The organism is Halorubrum sp. AJ67 (genome assembly GCF_000513435.1).
Genome location: NZ_CBVY010000005.1, coordinates 35,862 through 37,040 on the forward strand (window position 1 = coordinate 35,862; position 1,179 = coordinate 37,040).

At 71.6% G+C, this 1,179-nt stretch carries 2 protein-coding genes; one reads left to right on the forward strand and one right to left on the reverse strand.

All coding sequences use genetic code 11. The annotated features are described in order from the left end of the window. Positions 1–614: DUF6663 family protein (locus BN903_RS06480; RefSeq protein ID WP_048076974.1), on the forward strand; the 614-nt coding region annotated here is incomplete at its 5' end. A 33-nt stretch (positions 615–647) separates the two neighbouring features. Here BN903_RS06480 and BN903_RS06485 read toward each other — a convergent pair. Continuing rightward, positions 648–1,179 (reverse strand): NAD(P)-dependent oxidoreductase (locus BN903_RS06485; RefSeq protein ID WP_048076975.1); only part of this gene is annotated, 532 nt, incomplete at its 5' end.

The following is a 1,179-nucleotide window of genomic DNA, read 5'->3' on the forward strand; positions in this document are numbered from 1 at the left end:
GGTACGAGGGCGACCTCGCGGACGCGGTCGACGCGCTCCGCCCCGGCTTCGTCGTCGACGCGACGCTCGCGTGGACCGACGGCTCCGCTCGGTTCCGCGAGGTCGAGACCGTCCGCGAGACGCGGTTCCGCTTCGCCGACGGGATCGAGGGGATGTTCGAGGCGGCCGTCGAGACTTGGGAGCAGATCCGCGCCGAGGGCGAGCCGGTCGGCTCGATCACCACCCGCTCGAACGACGGCGACCCTAACGGCGCGCTGTACCTCTTCGCGGACGGCCCCGGCAGCGACACCTTCGACGAGGTCCGGTCGGGCCGGCTCCCGATCGAACCGCTCGTCGCGCGCGTGAACGACTCTCGTGGCGACGACGACCCGAGAGAAGTGTTCGTGTTGCGCCCCGCGGCACACGAGTTCGTCGCCGTCTACGTCGTCTTCGACCGCGACGGCGTCCTCGCGCAGACGGTCCGGGACACGTACGACCTCGGTCCCGGTCTCGCCGCCGGACTCGACGCGAGCTATCCGACCGACGGGGACGATTCTGTCGGCGACGACTCCGACGGCGGAGACGAAGCCGACGGAGACGACGGCGGCGACTTCGACGCGCTCGACCGTCTGTAGCCCTCTTTTCCGCACTCCGCGACCGACGCCGCGCTACAGCCAGTCGGCGTCGGGATCGACCCGGCCGTCCGGCGTCTCGCCGTTGAGGACGGCCGCCACGTCGGCCGCGCCGCTCCGGTTCAGGTCGTCTTTCGCCTCCTCGCTGTACCACGCCGCGTGCGGCGTGATCACCGTGTCGTCGCGCCCGACAAGCGGGTCGTCCTCCGGCGGTTCCTCCGCAAGCACGTCGAGCCCGGCCGCCTTGATCTTGTCCGCCTCCAGCGCGTCGAGCAGGGCGTCGGCGTCGACCACCGGTCCGCGGCTCACGTTGACGAGGACAGAGTCCTCGCTCAGCCGGCTCAGCGCGTCCGCGTCGACGATTCCCCGCGTCGCGTCCGTCAGGGGCGCGTAGACGCCGACGTGGTCGGCGCGGTCGAACAGCTCCTCGAACTCGACCTTCTCGACGCCGTGCTCGGCCATCTCGTCGGCGTCGACGAACGGGTCGTACGCGACGAGGTCGGCGTCGAACCCGGAGAGCTGCTCGGCCGCCCGCCGCGCGATCGGGCCGAACGAGAGCAGGCCGATC